Origin of the sequence: Pseudomonas sp. BMW13 (assembly GCF_013357275.1) — a bacterium.
Lineage (GTDB): Bacteria > Pseudomonadota > Gammaproteobacteria > Pseudomonadales > Pseudomonadaceae > Aquipseudomonas > Aquipseudomonas khazarica.
In genome coordinates this window covers 157,398-178,406 of record NZ_SUKD01000012.1, presented here as the reverse complement: position 1 = coordinate 178,406, position 21,009 = coordinate 157,398, and the positions used below count along the sequence as shown (strand labels likewise).

Genomic DNA, 21,009 nt, shown 5'->3' with positions numbered 1-21,009 from the left:
CATGCGGGCTTCGCTGCGCCGCTTTCGCGTCTGCCTGGCGGGCTCCGGGCCATGGCGCGTTCGCGATGACGGGCGCGATGGCGCGGCGAATCCTGTCGTCAACGCCTATAAAGGATGGGTGTGGCAGTGCTTCGTCGCCGGGCGTCGGTTTCAGTATGCGCGGCGTCGCTGCGGTGCAATCCCGCCGGTGCGGGAATGGCAAGCTCAGCCAATGCCCAGGCGCGTGCGCGCAGATGCACCGCCCTGGCCATCTTCGATGGTGATCGGCCCGCAACCGTGGCGGGCCGCTCGCCACAGCCGAAACCTCCAGGCCCCAAGAACAACAACGGCCTGTGACAGAGGAACGCTGTAATGCCTGATGAGACGCTTCACCTGCCTTTGATCCAAGGCGTTCTGCACGCGCACAAGGACACCCCCGGCGCCCTGCTGCCCGTGCTGCACGCCATCCAGGACGGTATCGGTCACATACCGGATATCGCCATCGGCGAGATCGCCCATGCCCTGAACCTGACCCAGGCCGAGGTGCTCGGCGTGATCAGCTTCTACCACGACTTCCGCCGCGTCGCGCCGGCCAGGCACATCCTGCGCCTGTGCCTCGCCGAGTCGTGCCAGAGCCGTGGTGCCAAGGCGCTGGCCGCCCAGGTGCGCGAGCACCTCGACCTGGATGACCACGGCTCCAGCGCGGATGGCCAGATCAGTCTGCGCCCGGTCTACTGCCTGGGTGCCTGCGCCTGTTCTCCGGCCCTGGAACTGGATGGCCAGGTGCATGCGCGGGTGACGCCGCAGCGCCTGCACGAACTGGTCGAAGGCTGCCTGGAGAAAGAATCATGCTGACGCTCCATGTTCCCTGCGATTCGCTCGCCCGCGCAGTGGGTGCCGATCTGCTGGCCGAGGCCCTGCGCGAGGAGGCCGAGCGCCGCCAGTTGCCGCTGGAGATCCGCCGCAGCAGTTCGCGCGGCATGTACTGGCTGGAGCCGCTGGTGGAGGTCGACAGCGCCGAAGGGCGCCAGGGTTTCGGCCCGTTGTCTGCCGACCAGGCCGGCGCGCTGCTCGATGCCCTGACCGATGCCGGCAACCCGGCGCCGGCTGCCGTCGGACTGGTCGAGGCGCTGCCGTTCATCCATAGCCAGCAACGACTGATCTTCGCCCGTGCCGGTCTGACCCGGCCCACGGTGCTGGAGGATTATTGCGCCAGCGGCGGATTCGCGGGGCTGACCCGCGCCATCGGCATGGACGGCGACGCCATCGTCACCGAGGTGCTCGATTCCGGGCTGCGCGGGCGTGGCGGCGCGGCCTTCCCGGCCGGCATCAAGTGGCGCACCGTGCGCGGCGCCCAGGCCGCGCAGAAGTACGTGGTGTGCAATGCCGACGAAGGCGACTCCGGCACCTTCGCCGACCGCATGCTGATGGAGGGCGACCCCTTCGTGCTGATCGAGGGCATGGCGATTGCCGGCCTGGCGGTCGAGGCGAGCATGGGCTACATCTACGTGCGCTCCGAATACCCGCAGGCCGTGCAGGTCCTGCGCGAGGCCATCGAGGTCGCCCGCGCAGCCGGCTGGCTCGGCGCCGATGTGGGCGGCAGTGGCCGCGCCTTCGACCTGGAGGTGCGTGTCGGCGCTGGCGCCTACATCTGCGGCGAAGAGACCTCGCTGCTCGAATCCCTCGAGGGCAAGCGTGGCACGGTGCGGGCCAAGCCGCCGCTGCCGGCGCTGCAGGGGCTGTTCGGCCAGCCCACGCTGGTGCACAACGTGCTGACCCTGGCCTCGGTGCCGGTCATCCTGGCGCGTGGCGCCGCCTTCTACCGCGATTTCGGCATGGGGCGCTCGCTCGGCACCATGCCGTTCCAGCTCGCCGGCAACGTCCGCCAGGGCGGCCTGGTCGAGCGCGCCTTCGGCCTGACCCTGCGCGAGCTGGTGGAGGACTACGGCGGCGGGACCGCCAGCGGCCGGCCGATCAAGGCGGCGCAGGTCGGCGGCCCGCTGGGCGCCTGGGTGCCTCCGGCGCAGTTCGACACGCCGCTGGATTACGAGGCCTTTGCCGCCATGGGCGCGATGCTCGGGCACGGTGGCGTGGTGCTGGCCGATGACAGCCTGGACATGGCGCAGATGGCGCGTTTCGCCCTGGCGTTCTGCGCCGAGGAGTCCTGCGGCAAGTGCACGCCCTGTCGCATCGGCTCCACCCGCGGCGTCGAGGTGGTCGACCGCCTGCTGGCGGCCAGCGATGACGCTGCCCGTGACGAGCAGGTGATCATCCTCAAGGACCTGTGCGACACCCTGACCCACGGCTCCCTGTGTGCCCTGGGTGGAATGACGGCCTTTCCGGTGAGCAGTGCGCTCAAGCACTTCCCCGGCGACTTCGGGCTCAAGACCTCGGAGGCAGAACAATGATCAGCTACTTCGACCCCGCCACGGACACCGACTTCGGCACCCCTGCTCGCGAGAGCGAGGTGCAGGTCAGCCTGAACATCGATGGACGCAGCATCAGCGTGCCGGCCGGCACCTCGGTGATGCGCGCCGCCGCGATGCTCGGCACCAGCATTCCCAAGCTCTGCGCCAGCGACAATCTGGAAGCCTTCGGCTCCTGCCGCATGTGCCTGGTCGAGATCGAGGGCATGCGCGGCTACCCCGCGTCCTGCACCACGCCGGTCAGCGAGGGCATGGTGGTGCGTACCCAGACCACGAAGCTGGCGACCCTGCGCCGCAACGTGATGGAGCTGTACATCTCCGATCACCCGCTGGACTGCCTGACCTGCTCGGCCAACGGCAACTGCGAGCTGCAGACCGTCGCCGGCCAGGTCGGCCTGCGCGAGGTGCGTTACGGCTACGAGGGGGCCAACCACCTGAGCGAGGCCAAGGACGTCTCCAACCCCTACTTCGACTACGACCCGAGCAAGTGCATCGTCTGCAGCCGCTGCGTGCGGGCCTGCGAGGAGGTACAGGGCACCTTCGCCCTGACCATCGACGGGCGTGGCTTCGACTCGCGAGTGGCGGCGGCGGGGGGCGAGGATTTCCTCAGCTCCGAGTGCGTCTCCTGCGGCGCCTGCGTGCAGGCCTGCCCGACCGCGACGCTGATGGAAAAGAGCGTGGTCGAGAAGGGCCAGCCCGAGCGCAGTGTGATCACCACCTGTGCCTACTGCGGTGTCGGTTGCTCGTTCCGCGCCGAGATGAAGGGCGACGAGTTGGTGCGCATGGTGCCGGACAAGAACGGCCAGGCCAACCACGGCCACTCCTGCGTCAAGGGGCGCTTCGCCTGGGGCTATGCGACCCACCCGGATCGCATCACCAAGCCGATGATCCGCAAACGCATCAGCGATCCGTGGCAGGAGGTCAGCTGGGACGAGGCGGTGACCTACGCCGCCAGCGAGTTCCGCCGCATCCAGCTGGCCTACGGGCGTGACTCCATCGGTGGCATCACCTCCAGCCGCTGCACCAACGAGGAGGTCTACCTGGTGCAGAAGCTGGTGCGAGCCGGCTTCGGCAACAACAACGTCGATACCTGTGCGCGCGTCTGCCACTCGCCGACCGGCTACGGCCTCAAGCAGACCCTCGGCGAGTCGGCCGGCACGCAGAACTTCGATTCCGTGATGCAGGCCGACGTGATCCTGGTGATCGGCGCCAACCCCACCGACGCGCACCCGGTGTTCGGCTCCCAGCTCAAGCGCCGCCTGCGTCAGGGCGCACGGCTGATTGTCATCGATCCGCGGCGCATCGACCTGGTGGATTCGCCGCACGCCCGCGCCGAGCTGCACCTGGCGCTGCGTCCGGGCACCAACGTGGCCATGCTCAACGCGCTGGCGCACGTCATCGTCAGCGAGGGCCTGCTCGACCAGGCATTCATCGACGCGCGCTGCGAAGCCGCGGACTTCGCCCGCTGGAGCGCCTTCGTCGGCCAGGCGGAGAATTCGCCGGAGGTGCTCGGCCCGGTCTGTGGCGTCGAGCCGCAGCTGATTCGTCAGGCGGCGCGCCTGTACGCCACCGGTGGCAATGCGGCCATCTACTATGGCCTGGGCGTCACCGAGCACAGCCAGGGCAGTACCACCGTGATGGGCATCGCCAACCTGGCCATGGCCACCGGCAACATCGGCCGCGAAGGCGTGGGGGTCAACCCGCTGCGCGGGCAGAACAACGTGCAGGGTTCCTGCGACATGGGCTCCTTCCCGCACGAGCTGCCGGGTTACCGGCATGTCTCCAACGCCGAGGTCCGCGCCCAGTTCGAACAGGCCTGGGGCGTCACCCTGCAACCCGATCCGGGCCTGCGCATCCCCAACATGTTCGAGGCCGCGCTCGGCGGCAGCTTCAAGGCGCTGTACTGCCAGGGCGAGGACATCGCCCAGAGCGACCCCAACACCCAGCACGTCACCGCCGCGCTGTCGGCGATGGAGTGCGTGGTGGTGCAGGACATCTTCCTCAACGAAACCGCCAAGTTCGCCCATGTGTTCCTGCCGGGCAGTTCCTTCCTCGAGAAGGACGGCACCTTCACCAACGCCGAGCGGCGCATCTCGCGGGTGCGCAAGGTGATGGAACCACTGGCCGGCAAGTCCGACTGGCAGGCCACCATCGCCCTGGCCGAGGCGCTGGGCTACCGGATGGACTATCAGCACCCGGCGCAGATCATGGACGAGATCGCCAGCCTGACGCCGACCTTCGCCCGTGTCAGCTACGCCGAACTCGACCGTCACGGCAGCCTGCAGTGGCCGTGCAACGATGCCGCGCCGGACGGTACGCCGACCATGCACATCGACCAGTTCGTGCGGGGCAAGGGGCGCTTCATGCTCACCGGCTACGTGCCGACCGAAGAGAAGGTCAACAGCCGCTTCCCGCTGCTGCTCACCACCGGGCGCATTCTCAGCCAGTACAACGTCGGCGCGCAGACGCGGCGTACCGACAACGTCGCCTGGCACGAGGAGGACCGCCTGGAGATCCACCCCAGCGATGCCGAGAGCCGCGGTATCGGCGACGGCGACTGGGTCGGCGTGGGCAGCCGCTCCGGGCAGACCGTACTGCGCGCGCGGGTCAGTGAGCGCGTGGCGCCGGGGGTGGTCTACACCACCTTCCACTTCCCGGAGTCCGGCGCCAACGTGATCACCACCGACAACTCCGACTGGGCGACCAACTGCCCGGAGTACAAGGTCACGGCGGTGGAGGTCACCCGGGTCTACCAGCCTTCGGAGTGGCAGAAACGCTACCAGGCCTTCAGTGACGAGCAGCGGCGTCTGCTCGCCGAGCGGCGCAGGCAGGAGAAAGCGGAGGTGCGTCGATGAGCGCCGAGAACCTGGTCAAGATGGCCAATCAGATCGCCCAGTTCTTCGCCACCGAGCCGGACAGGGAGCAGGCGGTCAAGGGGGTTCATCAGCACCTGCAGAACTTCTGGACGCCGGCGATGCGCATCGAACTGATGGCCTGGCAACTGGAGCGCCACGGCGAGAACCTGCACCCCCTGGTGCAGTCCGCGCTGGCCGAAATGGGCCGCTCCGTCTAGCACCCCGCTCAGGCGTGGGACGGGTGCTCGTGCCTGTCCCTGCTTGGCGTGCTGCCGAAGTGCGCCTTGTAGCTGCGGGAGAAGTAGCTCGATGACTCGAAACCGCAGGCCAGGCTCACCTCGAGCACGCTGAGATCGCTCTGGCGCAGCAGCTGGCGCGCCTTGTCCAGGCGCAGGCCGAGATAGAACGCCGACGGCGTGGTCGCCAGGTGGTGGCGGAACAGACGCTCCAGCTGGCGCACGCTGACGCCGACGCGCTCGGCCAGCACCTCGCCGCTCAACGGCTGCTCGCTGTGGCGCTCCATCTCGCCGATGACGCGGATCAGCTTGCGGTTGTGCAGGCCATAGCGGCTGGCCACCTGCATGCGCTGGTGGTCCAGGCGCGTGCGGATGCGACTGACCACGAACTGCTCGGAAACCTGCACCGCCAGGGGCTCGCCATGGTCCTGGGCGATCAGCCCGAGCATCAGGTCGAGGCTGCTGGTGCCGCCGGCACTGGTGATGCGCCGGCCGTCGATCTCGAACAGCTCCTGGGTCACCTGCAGCGCCGGATAGCGTTCGCGGAAGGCGTCGATGGCTTCCCAGTGCAGGGTCAGGCGCTGCTGCTGGAACAGCCCGGCCTCGGCCAGCACGAAACTGCCGGTGTCGATGCCGCCAAGCACCTTGAGCTCCGTTTCGCAGCGTTGCAGCCAGTGCGTCAGGCGACTGTCGTGGTGGGCCAGCGGGTCGAAACCGGCGACCACGAACAGCGCCTCGGTCGCCTCCACCAGTTCCAGTGCTCCGTCGACATTCAGCGACATGCCGTTGCTCGCCGCCACGGCGGCGCCGTCGCGGCTGAGCAGGTGCCAGCGATACAGGTCGCCGCGAAAGCGGTTGGCCACGCGCAATGGCTCGATCGCCGACATCAGGCCCATCATGGAAAAGCCGGGCAGGAGCAGGAAGCAGAAGGTCTGGGTCATCGTCGCTCCGCGCGTCTGCGCCAGGGAAGCAGGCGCAGATGTCGCATAAAACAGGTCGTCATAGGTCAAGTAATAGTCGAATAAGTTCGAATATTCTGCCAGTGGCCGGCGTAAGGTGGTGTCATCGGGAGACGAGATCCCCGAGCACGGTGGGGGCCACGAGCCTCTAGAAGAACGAAATAGAACCGCTGTGACACGATGAGGAGCACCCAGATGAAAGGTCTTACCGCGCTGGCCGCGTGCTGCACCCTGAGCCTGTTCAGTACCTCCCTGCTGGCCGATGATGCCAGCTGCAAGAACGTTCGCCTCGGCGCCGTCGGCTGGACCGACGTGGTCGCCACCACCGCAGTCGCCAGCGAGCTGCTGAAAGGGCTCGGCTACGAGACCAAGCAGACCCAGGCATCGCAACAGATCATCTTCGCCGGTATCCAGAAGGGCCAGGTCGACGCCTTCCTCGGCTACTGGAAGCCGATCATGGATGACAACATCAAGCCGTTCCTCGAGGCCGGCGCGGTCAAGGTCGCCGCCGAGCCGTCGCTGAGCGATGCCGTGGCAGTGCTCGCGGTACCCAGCTACACCGCCGACAAGGGCCTCAGGACCCTGGCCGACATCGCCAGGTTCAAGGACGAGCTGGACGGCAAGATCTACGGTATCGAGGCCGGCTCCGGGGCCAACACCGCGATTCAGAAGATGATCGATGCCAACCAGTTCGGCCTGGGCGGCTTCAAGCTCGTCGAGTCCAGCGAGGCGGGCATGCTCGCAGCGGTCGGTCGCGCGGTGAAGAACCAGAAACCGGTGGTGTTCTTCGGCTGGAAACCCCATCCGATGAACCTGTCGATGAAGATCTCCTACCTGAGCGGCACCGACGATGTGTTCGGCCCCAACGATGGCGCCGCCACCGTCTCCACCGTGACTGCGCCGGACTACGCCGAGCGCTGCCCGAATGCCAATCGCCTGCTGACCAGCCTGCGCTTCACCAGCGACCAGGAGGCGGCGCTGATGCAGCCGATCATGGAGCGCAAGGCGCCGGAGCAGGTCGCGCGTGACTGGATCAAGGCCAACCCGCAGGTGGTCGACGCCTGGCTCGTCGGGGTCACCACGCTCGACGGCAAGCCGGCCAACGCCGCCCTGGTCGCCGGCAACTGAGCCCCTGGCGCCGGCCTGCGGCCGGCGCCCATCCCCATTTCTCCAACGCATGCGGCCATGCCGCAGGCACCCTCATGCCCTGCACAGGACAGCTCAAGATGAACTACGAGGTTATCGTCACCTGCGCGGTGACCGGCGCTGGCGACACCGTCGGCAAGCACCCGGCGATACCGGTCACCCCCAAGGAAATCGCTGCCGCTGCCATCGAGGCGGCCAAGGCCGGCGCCACCGTCGCCCACTGCCACGTGCGCGATCCGCAGACCGGCAAGCCCAGCCGTGACGTGGCGCTGTACCGCGAGGTGGTCGAGCGCATCCGCGACAGCGACACCGATGTGATCATCAACCTCACCGCCGGCATGGGCGGCGATCTGGAGATCGGCGCGGGCGAGCAGCCGCTCGAGTTCGGCGCCGGTACCGATCTGGTCGGGCCCATCGAACGCCTGGCGCACGTCGAGGCGCTGCTGCCGGAAATCTGCACGCTGGACTGCGGCACGCTGAACTTCGGCGACGGCGACTTCATCTACGTCTCCACCCCGGCGCAGCTGCGTGCCGGCGCCAGACGCATCACCGAGCTGGGGGTCAAGGCCGAGCTGGAGATCTTCGACACCGGGCACCTGTGGTTCGCCAGGCAGATGCTCAAGGAGGGGCTGCTGGAAGACCCGCTGATCCAGCTGTGCCTGGGCATTCCCTGGGGCGCGCCGGCCGACACCACCAGCATGAAGGCCATGGTCGACAACCTGCCTCCCGGCATCACCTGGGCCGGCTTCGGCATCGGCCGCATGCAGATGCCCATGGTCGCCCAGGCCATGCTGCTGGGTGGCCACGTACGCGTGGGGCTGGAGGACAACATCTGGCTCGATCGCGGCGTGCATGCCAGCAACGGTCAACTGGTCGAGCGCGCCATCGAGATCATCGAACGCCTTGGCGGCCGTGCCCTGACCCCGGCCGAGGGCCGCGAGAAGATGAAACTCAAGCGGCGTGGCTGACGCGCCACGTCGTCCGGGGCGCTTGCGAGCGCCCCTCACTCTGAACCAGAGCCGAGAAAACCTTTGCCATCCCCCGGATTGCATCCGGGCTACCGGAGTTCAAGCATGACCTTCGTTACCGAGATCAAGACTTTCGCCGCCCTCGGCACCGGTGTGATCGGTGCCGGCTGGATCGCCCGCGCCCTGGCCCATGGCCTCGACGTGATCGCCTGGGACCCGGCCCCAGGCGCCGAGCAGGCGCTGCGCACGCGCCTGGCCAACGCCTGGCCCGCGCTGCAGAAGCAGGGGCTGGCGCCCGGCGCCTCGCTGGAGCGGCTGCGTTTCGTCGAGAGCATCGAGCAATGCGTGGCCAACGCCGACTTCATCCAGGAAAGTGCGCCCGAGCGCCTGGAACTCAAGTGCGAGCTGCACGCGAAGATCAGCGCCGCCGCGCGCCCCGACGTGCTGATCGGCTCCAGCACCTCGGGCCTGCTGCCCAGCGAGTTCTATGCCGATGCCGTGCGCCCCGAGCGTTGCCTGGTCGGCCACCCGTTCAATCCGGTCTACCTGCTGCCGCTGGTGGAGGTGGTCGGTGGCGCGAAAACCGCAGCGGAGGCCGTGCAGGCCGCGATCCAGGTCTATGCATCGCTGGGCATGCGCCCCTTGCACGTGCGCAAGGAGGTGCCGGGCTTCATCGCCGACCGCCTGCTCGAGGCGCTGTGGCGCGAGTCGCTGCACCTGGTCAACGACGGTGTGGCCACCACGGGCGAGATCGATGACGCGATCCGCTTCGGCGCCGGCCTGCGCTGGTCGTTCATGGGCTCCTTCCTCACCTACACCCTGGCCGGCGGGCCGGCCGGCATGCGCCACTTCATGGCCCAGTTCGGCCCGGCGCTGAAGCTGCCCTGGACCTACCTGGAAGCGCCGGAACTGACCGAGGGGCTGATCGATGCGGTAGTCGAAGGGACTGCCGTGCAGCAGGGCGAGCGCAGCCTGGATGCACTGGAACGCTACCGCGACGACTGCCTGCTGGCGGTACTCGAGGCGATCCGCCAGACCAAGGCCAAGCACGGCTTCGATTTCGCCGAGTAGCCGAGTCCGTTCTGCGCAGGGCAACCCTGCGCTACGCTATCCAACCCCTCCGCCCACCGTTCTCCTGCCTGCGGGAGAAGGGGCGGGGGGATGCATCCGGAGCCACATCGACATGTGCAACGCAGCCCTGACCACCTACCGCACGCGCATCCACGCCGACTGGGTCGACTACAACGGCCATCTGCGCGATGCCTTCTACCTGCTGATCTTCAGTCATGCCACCGATGCGCTGATGGATGCGCTGGGGCTGGACGAGGCCGGTCGTGCCCGTACCGGCCACACCCTGTACACCCTGGAGTGCCATCTCAACTTCCTGGCGGAAGTGAAGGGCGGCGAAGCGGTGGAAGTGCGTACGCAGTTGCTCGCCCACGACGCCAAGCGCCTGCATATCCATCACGCGCTGTATCGCCCGGCCGAGGTCGACAGCCTGGCGGAAAGCGAACAGATGCTGATGAACATCGACAGCGTCGCCGGCCGTTCGGCGCCCTTCGATGCCCAGGTGGCCGAGCAGGTGCAGCGCCTGGCGGCAGACCACCATGAGCTGGCAACGCCGGCCTGCGTCGGGCGGGTCATCGGCCTGCGCCGCTGACGGCGCTCTACTTCGGCTTGTACGCGCAATAGCCCGGTCGCGGGCCGACCCTGGGATGGTGGCGGCAGGTGTCCGGGCGTTTCTCGTAGACGCTGCACAGGCGCGTCTTGCGGTCCAGGAACAGGCAGTCGTTGTTGGACATGCGCGTCAGGGTGAAGATGCCCGACTTCTGGTTGAAGCGCTCGATGGTGCCGTCCTTCTGCAGGCGCTTGGCGATGTTCTTGATCGGCTCGCTGCGTTCGAACTCATCCACCAGCTCCAGGCGGATCAGGTCGTTCAGGCGCACCTCCACGGGCAGGGTGCAGCAACTGGATATGCAGCTGTGGCACATGTCGGCGCTGTATTTGGCCCAGGTTTCCAGGCGGTCGATTTCTGCAGCGGCTATCAGGCGGGGCTTGATCATGGTTGGCTAGGGGCGGTCTGCGCCGCATCGGTCACGGGGCGGCGATGATAGCGGGCGCGGTGAATTTGTGAACCACCGGTCGGCGGCGGATTTTCCTTGTGCCTGTGATGGAGGTGGCAATCGTCTCTCTGGGTGTTGGACGGCGCGACTCCTATACTGGCGGGCGACTCTGAAAAACGGCCTGCGTGGTCAGCGCTGCGTTCGCAACAAGCTGACTACCTTGCCGAGGTTTTCGGAGGCACCCTGTGGCCACCTCGGGCTGCCAGCAGGGACGCGAGGCGACTTTCTCATCGGAACGGGACATGCTGCATGCAATGGATTTTCATGCTGGTCGGGTTGGTGCTCGGCACGGGCGCCAGCGAATCGCTAACCGGGGCGCTGCTGGGCGGGCTGATCGGCCTGAGCCTGGGCCAGGCGCTGCGCCTGCAGGGGCTCGAGAAGCGTAACGCGCAGCTGGCGGCGCAGCTCAAGGATTTCGCCGAGCGTTTCGAGCGCGGCACGCGGGCCATGCACGAGCGCCTGGTCAAGGTCGAGCAGGGCGGGGCTGTCGAGCCGGAAGCGGCTCCCGTGGCGGCGGAACCTGTCGTCAGCGCGCCGCCCACGGCAGAACCGCAACCCTGGGTGGCAGAGGCGCCTCGGCCAGAGCCCGAGCCACAGCCCGAACCAGAGCCCGAGCTGGACTGGACGCTGGACCCGCTTCCGGAAATCGCTCCCCCGCAACCGGCGCCACAGCCTGTGGCAGCTGCCGCATCGCTCGCACATGAGCCGACGCCTGCCCCGCAGCAAGGTCCCTGGCGCGAACAGGCGCCACGCGAGCCGAACCTGATCGAGCGCGGCATCGCCGCGGCGAAGGCCTGGCTGTTCGGCGGCAATACCGTGCTGCGGGTCGGTGTGGTCCTGCTGTTCCTCGGCCTCGCCTTCCTCCTGCGCTACGCCACCGAAGGTGTCGAGGTGCCGGTGGAGCTGCGCTACATGGGCGTGGCTGCCAGTGCCCTGGCCCTGCTGGGGCTGGGCTGGTGGCTGCGGCTGCGCAACCGCAGCTATGCCCTGGTGCTGCAGGGCACCGGCATCGCCGTGCTGTACCTGACGGTGTTCGCTGCCATGCGCCTGCATCCCTTGCTCGACCCGGGCATGGCGCTGGGCCTGCTGGTGGCGGTGACGCTGTTCTCGGCCATCCTCGCCGTGCAGCAGAATGCCCTGGGCCTGGCGGCGGCCGCGGCACTCGGCGGCTTTGCCGCGCCGATCCTCACCTCCACCGGCAGCGGCAACCATGTCGCGCTGTTCTCCTACTTCGCCCTGCTCAATGCCGGCATCTTCGCCATCGCCTGGTTCAAGGCCTGGCGCCTGCTCAACCTGATCGGCTTCGTCGGCACCTTCGGCATCGGTTTCGCCTGGGGGCTGCGTTCCTACGAGCCGCAGCTGCTGTGGAGCACCGAGCCGTTCCTGGTGCTGTTCTTCCTGATGTACGTGGCCATCGGCCTGCTCTTCGCCCGCCGCACCCTGCGTGACGCGGCGGATGCCCCTGAGGCGCGTGGCGAACTGCTGCGCTGGTCGCTGCAGCGCGGCGATTATGTCGATGCCACCACCCTGTTCGGCCCACCGCTGGTCGGCTTCGGCCTGCAGGTGGCGCTGGTGCGCCATATCGAATTCGCCGCCGCGTTCAGTGCACTCGGCCTGGGCCTGTTCTACCTGCTGCTGGCGCGTGTGCTGCAGCTGCGCGCCGGCGGACGTGCCCTGCTGCTGGTGGAAACCTGCCTGGCCCTGGGCGTGGTGTTCGCCAGCCTGGCCATCCCACTGGCCCTCGACGCCAGCTGGACAGCCGCTGCCTGGGCCGTGGAGGGTGCCGGGATCTACTGGCTGGGCTTGCGGCAGCAGCGGCCACTGGCGCGTGGCTTCGCCCTGTTGCTGCAGGTGGGTGCCGCCCTGGCGTTCGCCACAGGCCTGGAACCGGGCGACTCCAGCCTGCTCGACGGCTCGGCGCTGGGCGCGCTGATGCTCGGCGTGGCGCTGTTGTTCAGCTACTGGCAACTGCGCCAGGCGCCACAGGCTGCCAGCCCCTGGGAGATGCGTCTGCAGCCCTGGCTGGGGCTGGCGGGGCTGGCCTTCCTCTGCCTGATCGCGCCGCTGACCTTCGAGGCGCCCGGCACGGCCATCGCCTGGGCGCTGGCCGGTCTGGTCACCCTGTTCGTCGGCCTGCGTCTGGCCGCGCCCGTTTTCGTCTACGCCGCCTTCGCCATCCAGCTGCTCGGCGGGCTGCTGTTCCTCGGCCAGATGGCGCTGGAGTCGCTGCAAGGGCGGGGCGGCTTCAACGCCGGCTGGTTCGGTCTGCTGGCGGCCTCGGTGGTCGGCTTCGGCCTGATCGCGGGCATGCTGCTGGCAGCGCGCGACCCGCTGATCCGTGACAACCGTCGCCAGCTTGCGGCCTTGTCCTGGGTGATGCTGGTGGGTCTGGTGTTCATCAACCTGGCGGTGCTGTTCGTGCTGCCCTGGGTGGCCGCTGCGGCGGTATGGGGAGCCAGCGGGCTGCTGACCCTGTGGCTGGCGCTCTACCTGCAGCAACGTGCGGCCTTCTGGTTCAGCCTGGTGCTGCAGCTGTTCGCCGGCCTGGCCTTCCTGGCAGCCGGGCCGCTGCTGCTGTCGGGAATCAGTGGTGTCGGTCTGTCGCCGCTGGCGCATACCGGTTTCTGGACACCTGCGGTGCTCGGCCTGGCTGCGCAGATCGGCGCCTGGCGTCTGCATGCGCTGCTGCGCAGTGGGCGGGACAGCGGGATCGATGGCGTCAGCGTGCAGCGTCTGGGGCAGTTGCTGCTGACCTGGGGCGCCGCCTGGTGGGCGCTGGCGCTGGCCAGCGAGGTGCTGCGTTTCGTCGCGGCGGAGCTGCAGGTCGGCGTGCTGCTGGTGCTGCTGGCGCTGAACATGGCGCTGTATGCCTGGCTGGCGACCCGCAACCGCTGGGTCGAGCTGGCCCTGCTCGATGGCCTGCTGGTCCCGCTGGCCGGCATGCTGCTGCTGTATGCCTGGCACCCCTTCTATCACCCTGCGGCGCAGTGGGGCTGGCTCGGCTGGGGCCTGGTGTTCGCCGCCCACCTGTGGTCGCTGCGGCGCCTGGCCGGGCTGCTGCCGGCCACGGCGGCCAGTGTCGCTCACGTGCTCGGCTGCTGGCTGTTGCTCGGCGTGCTGGCGCTGGAACTGCGCTACCTGCTGCTGAGTCTGGCCGATCACTACAATGCCTGGCGCTGGCTGGGCTGGGCGCTGCTGCCGACGGCTTATCTCTGGGCCATGGCGCAGGCGCGTCGGCTGCCCTGGCCGGTGGCTGGCTTCGAACGTGAATACCGCCTGTGGGCGGCTGCGCCCCTGGCCGTGTTGATGCTCGGCTGGTTCTGGCTGGCCAATGCCAACAGTGCAGGCGACAGCGACCCGCTGCCGTACCTGCCGCTGCTCAATCCGCTGGAGATCGGCCTGCTGCTGTGCCTGGGCGCGTTGTTCGTCTGGGGGCGTACCGCGCTGCCGCGCCTGGGCCTGGAACCGGGGCGTGCGCTGCAGCTGTTGCAGGTCGTGGTCGGCGTGTCGCTGTTCGCCCTGTTCACCCTGATGGTGATGCGCAGCGCCCATCACTGGGGCGGCGTGCCCTGGCACAGTGCAGCGCTGTTCGAGTCGATGCTGGTGCAGGCCGGGCTGTCCATCGTCTGGACCCTGATCGCCCTGGCGCTGATGCTGTTCGGGCACCTGCGTGCACGCCGCGAGCTGTGGCTGGTCGGGGCGGCGCTGATCGCCCTGGTGGTGGCCAAGCTGTTCTTCGTCGAGCTGGGCAATCGCGGCGGACTGGAACGTATCGTGTCCTTCATCGGCGTGGGCGTGCTGCTGCTGGTGGTGGGCTATTTCGCCCCGCTGCCGCCGCGTCAGGCCGAGCGCGACGCACCCAACGAACAGGAGTCTGGCGCATGAAGATGACCGCTCCGGGCCTGCTGCTGGCCCTGTCCATGGCGGCTGCCGCGCAGGCTGGAGAGCAGCTGCGCGACTTTCATGAAACCGCCGGCCTGCAGCTGTCAGGCGCGGGCCCCTGGTATCGCCTGGAGCTGCCCTTCGCCGCGCACCTTGCCGCCAGCCATGCTGACCTGCGTGATCTGCGGGTGTTCGATGCCAATGGCCAGGCGCAGGCCTATGCGCTGATTCCCGCCAGCAGCGAACGGGTGGACCAGGAGCAGGAACATGGCGTGCGCTGGTTCCCGCTGCGTGGTCCTGCCGATACGCAGGATGTGCCGGCGTTGCGCGTCGAGCGCAACACCAGCGGCACCCTGATCGAACTGAGCGATGCCGCCCCGGCCGACGCCGGGCTGCAACTGCGCGGCTGGTTGCTCGATGCCAGTGCCATCGAGGCGCCGCTGGTGCGCCTGACCCTGGACTGGAGCGGTGCCGAGGAGGGGTTCCACCGCTTCAGCATCGAAGCCAGTGACGACCTGCAGCACTGGCGCCGCTGGGGCGACGGACAACTGGCCCGCCTGAGCTTTGCCGACGAGCGTATCGAACAGCGCCAGGTCGAGTTGCCAGGGCAGCGTGCCCGCTACCTGCGCCTGCTCTGGCAGAGCCCGCTGCCGGCCCCGCAACTGCAGAGCGTGACGCTGCGCAGCCGCCGCCAGGACCAGCAGCCGGCGCCGCTGGTGTGGTCCGAGCCCCTGGCGGCCCGCGCGAGCGGCGATGGGCGCTTCCAGTGGCAGCTGCCACTGACGTTGCCCTTGCAGCGCCTGCGCGTCGCCCTGGAGCAGGACAACACGCTGGCCCCCGTGCGCTTCGAATCACGCACTGGCGACCAGGGGGGCTGGCAGCCGCTGGCCAATGCCGTGCTCTATCGCCTCCCCGAGGGCGGGCGCGAGGTGCTCAACGATGAGCTGAGCCTGCCGGGCTGGCCGCTGCGCCAGCTGCGCATGCAGCTGGACCCGCGTGGCGGCGGCCTTGGCCAGGACAGCGTGGCCATCCAGGTGGCGCTGCGTGCCACGCGGCTGGTGTTTCTGGCCCGTGGCGAGCCGCCCTACGTGCTCGCGCTGGGCAATGCGCATGCGCAGTCGGCGGCGCTGCCGTTGCACACCCTGATCCCCGGATACCAGGCAGAGCGCCTGAGCAGTCTCGGTCGGGCGGAGCTGGCTGAACCGCTGCTCGCCGCTGCCACCGGCCAGGTCGAATCGCGATCCGACTGGCAGCGTTGGGGACTCTGGGCTGTACTGCTACTGGGAGTTGGGTTGCTCGCTGCGATGGCGGCGAGCCTGTTGCGCGGCCAGCCGAGGGCCTGACAGGCTGCGGAGGGCGAACAAAGCGCTGCTGCGGCAGGGCTTTTGCAGTATCTTAGCTGCCTTGCGCCAATCCAGCATTTGAGGTCAGGAAGGCCCTTGCGTATTTCGATTCGCGTCATTGCCCGTTCGTTCTGTGTCGGTGCCGCCGTGTTCGACCCGTTTGCCTGTCCCCCGCATGCAAGGAGGGACAGGTGATTCAGGCGTGCGTGGCTTCCGGCTGGAGCCTGTCGTCGCCGGTGTTGCTGACCCTGCTGGTGTGCTTCGGGGTCGTGATGCTGGCGCACTGGGTCACGCGTCAGCGCGACTTTCCCGGACGCGACAGCTTCATCCTGCTGCACCTGGCGAGCCTCTGGTGGATGGGGGCCGCGGCACTGGAGATGAGCTTTCTCGGTGCCGACTGCAAGATGTTCTGGGCCAGCATGGCCTGGCCGGGCATCGTTGCCACGCCGACCTTCTGGGCGGTGTTCCTCTGGCAGTACGTCAACAGCATGCGTGAACCGCTGCCGCGCAAGGGCATTCTCGGTCTCAGCGTGGTGCCACTGCTGGTCTGGGGCCTGGCGCTGAGCAACCCCTGGCATGGCCTGTTCTATGGCGCGGGCAGTGCGCCGATCGACGACAGCCTGGGTGCACCCGTGCGTTACGAGCATGGCCCGCTGTTCTACGCCGCCGCGGTGTACGTCTACCTGTTCATGGCCTTCTGCATGGGCGTGGTGACGCGCGCGGCGGCGCTCAGCCAGGGGCTGCACCGCCGCCATTATCTGGCCTTCGTGCTGGTCACCGCAGTGCCCTGGGTGGCCAACGTCGGCTACGTGGGGTTCGGCTGGACACTGTTCGGCTTCGACCCGACGCCGTTCAGCTTCGCCTTCACCCTCGTCGCCTTCTCATGGCTGATCGTGGGCGTGCGTCTGTTCGACCTGTTGCCGGTGGCCAGGCATCTGCTGCTCGAAGCCCTGCTCGATCCGGTGCTGGTGGTCGACCCCAGCCGGCGGGTGATCGAGGCCAACCCGGCGGCGCTGAAGCTGGCGGGGCTGCAGCAGGGCTGGCAGGGGCGCGAGCTGAAGCAATGGCCGGTGTTCGGTGCGGACCTGCAGGCGCTGCTGCTCGAGCACGCCGGTGAACACGACCGGCCGCTGACCCTGACCAGCGCGGCGCGCTACTACGAGGTGCGTCTGCGCGCCATCGAGCGAGCCACCCGCCATGGTCCGGCACTGCTCGGCCACATGATCTACGTGCGCGACGTCACCCAGCGTCACCTGAGCGAGCTGAAGCTGGCCGAGGCACTGGCGTTGAGCGAAGAGCGTCTGCGCACCATCTCCAGCCTGCACGAGCAACTGCGCGAGCAGGCGCTCTGCGACCCGCTGACCGGGCTGTACAACCGCCGCTACCTGGACGAATTCTTCGCGCGCGAGCTGGCCAGGGTCCAGCGCGAGAACCTGCCGCTGGCGGTGGCCCTGATCGATCTCGATCACTTCAAGCGCCTCAACGACGAGTGCGGGCACCTGGTCGGTGACGATGTGCTCAAGGCCGTCGCCCAGCACCTGCTGGACAACCTGCGCAGCACCGACGCGGTGTTCCGCATCGGTGGCGAGGAGTTCCTGCTGATCCTGCCCGGTGCCGACCCCGACGAGGCGAGCGCGCGCCTGCAGAGCATCTGCTCGCAACTGGCGGCGCGCGAGATCGCCACACGCGGTGGCGACCAGCGCGTGACCCTGTCCGCCGGCCTGGCGTACTGGCCCCAGCAGGGGCAGGCGCTCGACGAGCTGCTGCACGCCGCCGATGCGGCGCTCTACCAGGCCAAGCGCACGGGGCGTAACCGTGTCTGCTGCCTGGATGAGAGTGCCCGAGTCAGCCATCCATCCCGCTAGGCAGCATTACGCGGCGACTCGGGTTAAACTGCGCGCGATTTTTTTCCTTTCCGGAGTCGTCCATGTCCCGCGTCACCCTCAGCCGCTACCTGATCGAACAGACTCGCAGCCACAACACCCCGGCCGACCTGCGTTTTCTCATCGAGGTCGTGGCCCGGGCCTGCAAGGAAATCAGCCACCAGGTATCCAAGGGCGCCCTCGGCGGTGTGCTCGGCAGTCTGGGTTCGGAGAACGTGCAGGGCGAGGTGCAGAAGAAGCTCGACGTGATCTCCAACGAGATCCTGCTCGAGGCCAACGAGTGGGGCGGTCACCTGGCCGGCATGGCCTCCGAGGAAATGGACAACGCCTACCAGATTCCGGGCAAGTACCCGAAAGGCGCCTACCTGCTGGTGTTCGACCCGCTGGACGGCTCCAGCAACATCGACGTCAACGTCTCGGTCGGCACCATCTTCTCCGTGCTGCGCTGCCCGGACCGCCAGGGCGAAACCGGTGACCTGGGCGAAGAGGCCTTCCTCCAGCCCGGCACCCAGCAGGTTGCCGCCGGTTATGCGATCTACGGCCCGCAGACCATGCTGATGCTGACCCTCGGCGACGGCGTGAAAGGCTTCACCCTGGATCGCGAACTGGGCAGCTTCGTGCTCACCCACGACGACATCAAGGTGCCGGAGTCGACCAAGGAATTCGCCATCAACATGTCCAACCAGCGCCACTGGGAAGCGCCGGTGCAGCGCTACGTCGGCGAACTGCTGGCTGGCGAGACCGGCCCGCTGGGACGCAACTACAACATGCGCTGGATCGCCTCGATGGTGGCCGACGTGCACCGCATCCTCACCCGCGGCGGCGTGTTCATGTACCCGCGCGATGCTCGCGAGCCGGAAAAGCCGGGCAAGCTGCGCCTGATGTACGAGGCCAACCCGATGTCGATGATCATCGAGCAGGCCGGTGGTGCCGCCACCAACGGTCAGCAGCGCATCCTCGAGATCGAGCCGGAGTCTCTGCACCAGCGTGTCGCGGTTTTCCTCGGTTCCAAGGAAGAAGTGCTGCGCATCACCGCCTACCACCGGGGCTGATCGGTGCAGCCCTGGCAGCCGCTGCTCGACTGGTGGTTCGCTGCGGACGAACTCGGTTCGTCCGCCAGCGCCCGTGCCGTGTCGGCGGCGCGCCACGGCCTGTGGTTCGGCAAGCGCGAGAGTCAGGACCGCGAAGCCGAGCAGCGCTTCGCTGCTCAGGTCGAGCAGGCCCTGGCCGGTGAACTGCCGGGCTGGAGCAGCGACCCGCAGGGCTGGCTGGCCCAGCTGATCCTGCTCGACCAGCTGCCACGCATGATCTTCCGCGACACGCCGCGTGCCTTCGCTGGCGATCCCCTGGCGCGTCCTCTGTTGCAGGATGGCCTGGCGCGCGGTCTGGACCAGGCGTTGACGCCGATCCAGCGGGTCTTCGCCTACCTGATCTTCGAGCATGCCGAGGACCTGCCGTTGCAGGAGCGTGCCGTCGAGCTGTTCCGTGGCCTGCTGGACGAGGCCTCGGCGGACGACCGGGCGCAGTTCGCCAGCTTCCTCGACTTCGCCGAGCGTCACCAGCAGGTGATTGCCCGCTTCGCTCGCTTTCCCCATCGCAATGCCATTCTCGGGCGTGTCTCCACGGCCGAAGAAGAGGCCTTTCTGCGGGAACCTGGCTCGCGTTTCTGAACTCCAAGCGGGCAAGTCGTCGCCGGCTATGCCAAGCTTGCTGGCATCTTCCCATCAGGAGTGTCACCCCCATGAAGATGCGTTTCCTCGCCCTGTTCGCCTGCGGCCTGTTGGCGGCCTGTAGCAAGGTCAACCAGGACAACTATTCCAAACTCGAAGCCGGCATGAGCAAGGCCGAGGTCGAGAGCCTGCTCGGAGCACCGGGCGAGTGCGCCGGCGCGCTGGGCATGACCAGTTGCACCTGGGGCGACGACAAGGCCTATATCAGCGTCCAGTACGCCGGGGACAAGGTCATGCTGTTCTCCGGCAAGGGACTCAAATAGACAGGAGCCTCCATGCGTTCGATCCTACTCGCCAGTGCCCTTCTCGCCCTCGTCGGTTGTGCCAACTCCGGCACTGGCAACATCCCCAAGCCGGAGCCGGAAACCGTCCAGGTCGATTTGCAGCGCTACCAGGGCACCTGGTACGAGCTGGCTCGTCTGCCGATGTTCTTCCAGCGCAACTGCGTGCAGTCCGAAGCCCACTATGGCTTGCGCGACGACGGGCGTATCGACGTGACCAATCGCTGTCGCGATGACGACGGCGAGTGGATTGAAGCCAGGGGCATCGCCGAACCCCAGATCGAAGGGCGCACCGACAAGCTCTGGGTCAGCTTCGACAACTGGGCCAGCAAGCTGCTGCCGATCAAGGGCGAGTACTGGGTGCTGTACCACGACGAGGACTACCGCGTGGCGCTGGTCGGGCATCCGCAGCACAAGTACCTGTGGCTGCTCTCACGTACCCCCGAGGTCGATCAGGAAACGCGTGACAAGCTGCTTTCTGTTGCCCGCGAGCAGGGCTACACCACCGGCGAGCTGATCTGGCGCAAGACCGATTGATGGCCCGTGGCGTGGCCCGACGCGTGCGGGCCGTGCCTCACTCCCAGTCCAGGCGGGCCAGCTTCCACTCGTCGCCTTCGCGCCACCACTCCAGTTTCACCGAATAGTGCCGTGCGGCGTCGGGGATCAGGCCTTCGGCGCCACTCACGCCGACCTGCGCCTCGCTGTAGCCCTTGCTGGGGATCGCCGGGTCGATCCAGCTGGTTTCGCCGAGGGCGATCACCTTGACGTTCTTGTGGCGCAGGAACAGCAGGGCCATGGTGCGCCTGGCCCAGTCGCGGTCGAACTCCTGGCGGGCCTTGAAATCGGCATGCAGCTGTTCCAGAACCGCGTTGCTGCGCTTGCCTTCGATGTTGTCCTGCAGCGCCTGCACGGCGGCTTCCAGCGCCGCCTGCGGGTCGTCCTTGGCGCCGCAGGCACCCAGCATCAGTGCGGCAAACAGCAGCAACGGTGCGAGCAGAAAACGTGCTGACATGCTGAACTCCCTTTTCATGGTTATGATGCCGGGCAGAGTGCGATACGGTAGTCGCAGCCCGCCAGCCTAGAGCCTGTTCACGATCTGCTGCGCGGCGCCCAGGCGGCGTTGAAAATCACCCAGGTGGTTTTCGCGAGCGTCCGCCCCTGGTGCGCCATTCGCAAGCGGATTCCAAGGAGCCCAACG

Annotated in this window: 18 protein-coding genes; 15 read left to right on the top strand and 3 right to left on the bottom strand. The window is 67.8% G+C overall.

Annotated features, from left to right (window positions below):
- Window positions 1–351 precede the first annotated feature (351 nt).
- From E4487_RS09905 to E4487_RS09890, 4 genes are read left to right on the top strand one after another with little or no spacing between them, the layout of a single operon-like run.
- Window positions 352–834 carry a formate dehydrogenase subunit gamma gene (locus tag E4487_RS09905; RefSeq protein WP_150607715.1) on the top strand — a complete coding sequence of 161 codons (483 nt, stop codon included), beginning with the start codon at window positions 352–354 and terminating at the stop codon, window positions 832–834.
- A complete protein-coding gene (locus E4487_RS09900; protein WP_175253252.1) occupies window positions 828–2,387 on the top strand; it encodes an NADH-quinone oxidoreductase subunit NuoF in 1,560 nt (519 codons plus the stop codon). The genes E4487_RS09905 and E4487_RS09900 overlap by 7 nt, the downstream gene beginning before the upstream one ends.
- Window positions 2,384–5,260 carry a formate dehydrogenase subunit alpha gene (fdhF, locus tag E4487_RS09895; RefSeq protein WP_037049957.1) on the top strand — a complete coding sequence of 959 codons (2,877 nt, stop codon included), beginning with the start codon at window positions 2,384–2,386 and terminating at the stop codon, window positions 5,258–5,260. The genes E4487_RS09900 and fdhF overlap by 4 nt, the downstream gene beginning before the upstream one ends.
- Window positions 5,257–5,478: a formate dehydrogenase subunit delta gene (locus E4487_RS09890; protein WP_037049955.1), complete on the top strand. Its 222-nt coding sequence runs from the start codon at window positions 5,257–5,259 to the stop codon at window positions 5,476–5,478. The genes fdhF and E4487_RS09890 overlap by 4 nt, the downstream gene beginning before the upstream one ends.
- 8 nt (window positions 5,479–5,486) lie before the next feature.
- Here E4487_RS09890 and E4487_RS09885 read toward each other — a convergent pair whose 3' ends face one another.
- Window positions 5,487–6,437 carry a GlxA family transcriptional regulator gene (locus tag E4487_RS09885; RefSeq protein ID WP_134676134.1) on the bottom strand — a complete coding sequence of 317 codons (951 nt, stop codon included), beginning with the start codon at window positions 6,435–6,437 and terminating at the stop codon, window positions 5,487–5,489.
- A 213-nt stretch (window positions 6,438–6,650) separates the two neighbouring features.
- On the opposite strand from E4487_RS09885, the gene choX reads away from it, so the two are divergent.
- From choX to E4487_RS09865, 4 genes are all read left to right on the top strand, one after another.
- Window positions 6,651–7,583: a choline ABC transporter substrate-binding protein gene (gene choX / locus E4487_RS09880; RefSeq protein ID WP_037049947.1), complete on the top strand. Its 933-nt coding sequence runs from the start codon at window positions 6,651–6,653 to the stop codon at window positions 7,581–7,583.
- Window positions 7,584–7,681: 98 nt separating this feature from the next.
- Window positions 7,682–8,569: a 3-keto-5-aminohexanoate cleavage protein gene (locus E4487_RS09875; RefSeq protein ID WP_037049944.1), complete on the top strand. Its 888-nt coding sequence runs from the start codon at window positions 7,682–7,684 to the stop codon at window positions 8,567–8,569.
- A gap of 105 nt (window positions 8,570–8,674) precedes the next feature.
- Window positions 8,675–9,640 (top strand): L-carnitine dehydrogenase, encoded by a 966-nt coding sequence (locus E4487_RS09870; protein ID WP_175253251.1) that lies wholly within the window; start codon window positions 8,675–8,677, stop codon window positions 9,638–9,640.
- 112 nt (window positions 9,641–9,752) lie between these two features.
- On the top strand, window positions 9,753–10,229 hold the full coding sequence (locus E4487_RS09865) for a thioesterase family protein (RefSeq protein WP_175253250.1): 477 nt from the start codon (window positions 9,753–9,755) through the stop codon (window positions 10,227–10,229).
- A 7-nt stretch (window positions 10,230–10,236) separates the two neighbouring features.
- Here E4487_RS09865 and E4487_RS09860 read toward each other — a convergent pair whose 3' ends face one another.
- A complete protein-coding gene (locus E4487_RS09860; protein ID WP_037049937.1) occupies window positions 10,237–10,632 on the bottom strand; it encodes a YkgJ family cysteine cluster protein in 396 nt (131 codons plus the stop codon).
- A 309-nt stretch (window positions 10,633–10,941) separates the two neighbouring features.
- Here E4487_RS09860 and E4487_RS09855 point away from each other — a divergent pair, with 309 nt between their 5' ends.
- From E4487_RS09855 to E4487_RS09825, 7 genes are all read left to right on the top strand, one after another.
- A complete protein-coding gene (locus E4487_RS09855; RefSeq protein WP_175253249.1) occupies window positions 10,942–14,577 on the top strand; it encodes a DUF2339 domain-containing protein in 3,636 nt (1,211 codons plus the stop codon).
- Window positions 14,574–15,917 carry a DUF3999 domain-containing protein gene (locus E4487_RS09850; RefSeq protein WP_175253248.1) on the top strand — a complete coding sequence of 448 codons (1,344 nt, stop codon included), beginning with the start codon at window positions 14,574–14,576 and terminating at the stop codon, window positions 15,915–15,917. Before E4487_RS09855 ends, E4487_RS09850 begins: the two co-directional genes overlap by 4 nt.
- A 194-nt stretch (window positions 15,918–16,111) precedes the next feature.
- Complete coding sequence (locus tag E4487_RS09845) at window positions 16,112–17,782, top strand: histidine kinase N-terminal 7TM domain-containing protein (RefSeq protein WP_175253305.1); 1,671 nt, start codon at window positions 16,112–16,114, stop codon at window positions 17,780–17,782.
- 62 nt (window positions 17,783–17,844) lie between these two features.
- Window positions 17,845–18,852 (top strand): class 1 fructose-bisphosphatase, encoded by a 1,008-nt coding sequence (locus tag E4487_RS09840; protein ID WP_037049929.1) that lies wholly within the window; start codon window positions 17,845–17,847, stop codon window positions 18,850–18,852.
- A gap of 3 nt (window positions 18,853–18,855) precedes the next feature.
- Entirely contained in the window at window positions 18,856–19,470 is a 615-nt protein-coding gene (locus tag E4487_RS09835; protein WP_037049927.1) for a DUF924 family protein, read from the top strand.
- A gap of 71 nt (window positions 19,471–19,541) precedes the next feature.
- Entirely contained in the window at window positions 19,542–19,793 is a 252-nt protein-coding gene (locus tag E4487_RS09830; RefSeq protein ID WP_047590086.1) for a lipoprotein, read from the top strand.
- A gap of 12 nt (window positions 19,794–19,805) precedes the next feature.
- Entirely contained in the window at window positions 19,806–20,348 is a 543-nt protein-coding gene (locus E4487_RS09825; RefSeq protein ID WP_150607730.1) for a lipocalin family protein, read from the top strand.
- A gap of 37 nt (window positions 20,349–20,385) precedes the next feature.
- Here the strand turns inward: E4487_RS09825 and E4487_RS09820 are convergent, their stop codons facing one another.
- Window positions 20,386–20,823, bottom strand: coding sequence for a hypothetical protein (locus E4487_RS09820; protein ID WP_037049920.1), 438 nt, complete (start codon window positions 20,821–20,823; stop codon window positions 20,386–20,388).
- Between the last annotated feature and the right edge of the window lie 186 nt (window positions 20,824–21,009).